Below are 5,400 nucleotides of genomic sequence, written 5' to 3'. Positions count from 1 at the left end.
GCGCTTGACGATGACCTACTCTCACATGGGGAAGCCCCACACTACCATCGGCGATGCATCGTTTCACTTCTGAGTTCGGGAAGGGATCAGGTGGTTCCAATGCTCTATGTTCGTCAAGCAATTCGGTTGGCTGGCCAGGCGATACAGCTGCCTGGCTGGCCCAATTGGGTCTGTGATCGAAGTAGACATGTCGTCTTTAGGGTCTTGCGAACCCACGCGCCCGTTTTCGGCGTCGTCTTCCTCACGCTCTGACACGCGGTCAGATTGTTTGGGTGTTATATGGTCAAGCCTCACGGGCAATTAGTATCGGTTAGCTCAACGCCTCACAGCGCTTACACACCCGACCTATCAACGTCGTAGTCTTCGACGGCCCTTCAGGAAGCTCAAGGCTCCAGTGAGATCTCATCTTGAGGCAAGTTTCCCGCTTAGATGCTTTCAGCGGTTATCTCTTCCGAACATAGCTACCCGGCAATGCCACTGGCGTGACAACCGGAACACCAGAGGTTCGTCCACTCCGGTCCTCTCGTACTAGGAGCAGCCCCTCTCAAATCTCAAACGTCCACGGCAGATAGGGACCGAACTGTCTCACGACGTTCTAAACCCAGCTCGCGTACCACTTTAAATGGCGAACAGCCATACCCTTGGGACCGGCTTCAGCCCCAGGATGTGATGAGCCGACATCGAGGTGCCAAACACCGCCGTCGATATGAACTCTTGGGCGGTATCAGCCTGTTATCCCCGGAGTACCTTTTATCCGTTGAGCGATGGCCCTTCCATACAGAACCACCGGATCACTAAGACCTACTTTCGTACCTGCTCGACGTGTCTGTCTCGCAGTCAAGCGCGCTTTTGCCTTTATACTCTGCGACCGATTTCCGACCGGTCTGAGCGCACCTTCGTACTCCTCCGTTACTCTTTAGGAGGAGACCGCCCCAGTCAAACTGCCCACCATACACTGTCCTCGATCCGGATAACGGACCAGAGTTAGAACCTCAAGGTTGCCAGGGTGGTATTTCAAGGATGGCTCCACGCAGACTGGCGTCCACGCTTCAAAGCCTCCCACCTATCCTACACAAGCAAGCTCAAAGTCCAGTGCAAAGCTACAGTAAAGGTTCACGGGGTCTTTCCGTCTAGCCGCGGATACACTGCATCTTCACAGCGATTTCAATTTCACTGAGTCTCGGGTGGAGACAGCGCCGCCATCGTTACGCCATTCGTGCAGGTCGGAACTTACCCGACAAGGAATTTCGCTACCTTAGGACCGTTATAGTTACGGCCGCCGTTTACCGGGGCTTCGATCAAGAGCTTCGCTTGCGCTAACCCCATCAATTAACCTTCCGGCACCGGGCAGGCGTCACACCCTATACGTCCACTTTCGTGTTTGCAGAGTGCTGTGTTTTTAATAAACAGTCGCAGCGGCCTGGTATCTTCGACCGGCATGAGCTTACGGGGTAAACCCTTCACCCTCACCGGCGCACCTTCTCCCGAAGTTACGGTGCCATTTTGCCTAGTTCCTTCACCCGAGTTCTCTCAAGCGCCTTGGTATTCTCTACCCGACCACCTGTGTCGGTTTGGGGTACGGTTCCTAGTTACCTGAAGCTTAGAGGCTTTTCCTGGAAGCATGGCATCAACCACTTCTCCTTCTAAAAGAAGGATCGTCATCAGCTCTCGGCCTAGACCGTCCGGATTTACCTAAACGATCAGCCTACCACCTTAAACTTGGACAACCAACGCCAAGCTGGCCTAGCCTTCTCCGTCCCCCCATCGCAGTAACTAGAAGTACGGGAATATTAACCCGTTTCCCATCGACTACGCCTTTCAGCCTCGCCTTAGGGACCGACTCACCCTGCGTCGATTAACGTTGCGCAGGAACCCTTGGTCTTTCGGCGTGCGAGTTTTTCACTCGCATTGTCGTTACTCATGTCAGCATTCGCACTTCTGATACCTCCAGCAAGCTTCTCAACTCACCTTCACAGGCTTACAGAACGCTCCTCTACCGCATCACCAAAGGTGATACCCGTAGCTTCGGTGCCTGGTTTGAGCCCCGTTACATCTTCCGCGCAGGCCGACTCGACTAGTGAGCTATTACGCTTTCTTTAAAGGGTGGCTGCTTCTAAGCCAACCTCCTAGCTGTCTAAGCCTTCCCACATCGTTTACCACTTAACCAGGACTTTGGGACCTTAGCTGACGGTCTGGGTTGTTTCCCTTTTCACGACGGACGTTAGCACCCGCCGTGTGTCTCCCATGCTCGGCACTTCTGGGTATTCGGAGTTTGCATCGGTTTGGTAAGTCGGGATGACCCCCTAGCCGAAACAGTGCTCTACCCCCCAGAGTGATACATGAGGCGCTACCTAAATAGCTTTCGAGGAGAACCAGCTATCTCCGAGCTTGATTAGCCTTTCACTCCGATCCACAAGTCATCCCCTGCCTTTTCAACGGAAGTGGGTTCGGTCCTCCAGTCAGTGTTACCTAACCTTCAACCTGCTCATGGATAGATCGCCCGGTTTCGGGTCTATTCCCAGCGACTAGACGCCCTATTAAGACTCGCTTTCGCTACGCCTCCCCTATTCGGTTAAGCTCGCCACTGAAAATAAGTCGCTGACCCATTATACAAAAGGTACGCAGTCACCTAACAAAGTAGGCTCCCACTGCTTGTACGCATACGGTTTCAGGTTCTATTTCACTCCCCTCTCCGGGGTTCTTTTCGCCTTTCCCTCACGGTACTGGTTCACTATCGGTCAGTCAGGAGTATTTAGCCTTGGAGGATGGTCCCCCCATATTCAGACAGGGTTTCTCGTGCCCCGTCCTACTCGATTTCATTGATAAGAGCGTTTCGCGTACAGGGCTATCACCCACTATGGCCGCACTTTCCAGAGCGTTCCGCTACTCTCAAATCAACTTAAGGGCTGGTCCCCGTTCGCTCGCCACTACTAAGGGAATCTCGGTTGATTTCTTTTCCTCAGGGTACTTAGATGTTTCAGTTCCCCTGGTTCGCCTCTTAACCCTATGGATTCAGGTTAAGATACCTAGCTTATGCTAGGTGGGTTCCCCCATTCAGAGATCTCCGGGTCACAGGTCATTTGCCACCTCACCGAAGCTTATCGCAGGCTATCACGTCTTTCATCGCCTCTGACTGCCAAGGCATCCACCGTATGCGCTTCTTCACTTGACCATATAACCCCAAGCAATCTCGCTGGCGTCACAAGGACGCTACCGATCTGCAGGCGTTAGATGAGTGAAGACGACATTTCGCCGAAAACTTGCGCTTGAGTTCGCAAGATTTTACCTTGACGACATCGACTGCCAGTGAAAACAGTCAATGTGTCTACTTCTATCACTTTCCCAATTTTTTAAAGAACAGTTCTGATCAAAGACCAGAAGTCAGGATTCGCCAAGCGAACACTCACTTCTGAGCTTTTCAAGCAATCGTGTTATCGACCAGGTGGAGATGGTGGAGCCAAGGAGGATCGAACTCCTGACCTCCTGCGTGCAAGGCAGGCGCTCTCCCAGCTGAGCTATGGCCCCATCGATTGGTGGGTCTGGGCAGATTCGAACTGCCGACCTCACCCTTATCAGGGGTGCGCTCTAACCAACTGAGCTACAGACCCAATCGTCTTACCTTGAGTCTATCTAACTCAATTGCTCTTCTATCAGTGAATCAAGCAATTCGTGTGGGAGCTTGCCAGCAAGCTGACATCTTCGATTAAGGAGGTGATCCAGCCGCAGGTTCCCCTACGGCTACCTTGTTACGACTTCACCCCAGTCATGAATCACTCCGTGGTAACCGTCCTCCCGAAGGTTAGACTAGCTACTTCTGGAGCAACCCACTCCCATGGTGTGACGGGCGGTGTGTACAAGGCCCGGGAACGTATTCACCGTGACGTTCTGATTCACGATTACTAGCGATTCCGACTTCACGCAGTCGAGTTGCAGACTGCGATCCGGACTACGATCGGTTTTATGGGATTAGCTCCACCTCGCGGCTTGGCAACCCTTTGTACCGACCATTGTAGCACGTGTGTAGCCCTGGCCGTAAGGGCCATGATGACTTGACGTCATCCCCACCTTCCTCCGGTTTGTCACCGGCAGTCTCCTTAGAGTGCCCACCATAACGTGCTGGTAACTAAGGACAAGGGTTGCGCTCGTTACGGGACTTAACCCAACATCTCACGACACGAGCTGACGACAGCCATGCAGCACCTGTGTCTGAGTTCCCGAAGGCACCAATCCATCTCTGGAAAGTTCTCAGCATGTCAAGGCCAGGTAAGGTTCTTCGCGTTGCTTCGAATTAAACCACATGCTCCACCGCTTGTGCGGGCCCCCGTCAATTCATTTGAGTTTTAACCTTGCGGCCGTACTCCCCAGGCGGTCAACTTAATGCGTTAGCTGCGCCACTAAGATCTCAAGGATCCCAACGGCTAGTTGACATCGTTTACGGCGTGGACTACCAGGGTATCTAATCCTGTTTGCTCCCCACGCTTTCGCACCTCAGTGTCAGTGTCAGTCCAGGTAGTCGCCTTCGCCACTGGTGTTCCTTCCAATATCTACGCATTTCACCGCTACACTGGAAATTCCACTACCCTCTACCGCACTCTAGCCAGACAGTTTTGGATGCAGTTCCCAGGTTGAGCCCGGGGATTTCACATCCAACTTATCAAGCCACCTACGCGCGCTTTACGCCCAGTAATTCCGATTAACGCTTGCACCCTTCGTATTACCGCGGCTGCTGGCACGAAGTTAGCCGGTGCTTATTCTGTTGGTAACGTCAAAACTCACAGGTATTCGCTATGAGCCCTTCCTCCCAACTTAAAGTGCTTTACGACCCGAAGGCCTTCTTCACACACGCGGCATGGCTGGATCAGGCTTTCGCCCATTGTCCAATATTCCCCACTGCTGCCTCCCGTAGGAGTCTGGACCGTGTCTCAGTTCCAGTGTGACTGATCATCCTCTCAGACCAGTTACGGATCGTCGCCTTGGTAGGCCTTTACCCTACCAACTAGCTAATCCGACCTAGGCTCATCTAATAGCGTGAGGTCCGAAGATCCCCCACTTTCTCCCGTAGGACGTATGCGGTATTAGCGTTCCTTTCGAAACGTTGTCCCCCACTACTAGGCAGATTCCTAGGCATTACTCACCCGTCCGCCGCTGAATCGAGGAGCAAGCTCCTCTCATCCGCTCGACTTGCATGTGTTAGGCCTGCCGCCAGCGTTCAATCTGAGCCATGATCAAACTCTTCAGTTAAGTAGACTGATCGGGTTTTGAGAAAACCCTAAACTTGGCTCAGCAATCGCAAAAAACTCATGAATTCACGAGTTACTTGTGTTGCTGATAATCTTGCGACATCAGACTTATCTCACAAGCACCCACACGAATTGCTTGATTCAACTTGTTAAAGAGCAG

Annotated in this window: 2 tRNA genes and 3 rRNA genes; all 5 read right to left on the bottom strand. The window is 52.6% G+C overall.

Annotated features, from left to right (window positions below):
• Positions 1-2 precede the first annotated feature (2 nt).
• Positions 3-118, bottom strand: a 5S ribosomal RNA gene (rrf, locus tag POR01S_RS13765).
• Between the two features lie 161 nt (positions 119-279).
• Positions 280-3,172 (bottom strand): 23S ribosomal RNA (locus POR01S_RS13760).
• Positions 3,173-3,449: 277 nt separating this feature from the next.
• Positions 3,450-3,525, bottom strand: a tRNA-Ala gene (locus POR01S_RS13755).
• A 6-nt stretch (positions 3,526-3,531) separates the two neighbouring features.
• Positions 3,532-3,608 (bottom strand) — tRNA-Ile (locus tag POR01S_RS13750).
• Between the two features lie 96 nt (positions 3,609-3,704).
• A 16S ribosomal RNA gene (locus POR01S_RS13745) occupies positions 3,705-5,241 on the bottom strand.
• Together the 16S, 23S and 5S rRNA genes with 2 tRNA genes alongside form the textbook arrangement of a ribosomal RNA operon.
• Positions 5,242-5,400: the final 159 nt, after the last annotated feature.

Origin of the sequence: Pseudomonas oryzihabitans NBRC 102199 (genome assembly GCF_000730625.1) — a bacterium.
Taxonomy (GTDB): Bacteria; Pseudomonadota; Gammaproteobacteria; order Pseudomonadales; family Pseudomonadaceae; genus Chryseomonas; species Chryseomonas oryzihabitans.
This window is presented reverse-complemented; position numbering and strand designations above follow the sequence as displayed.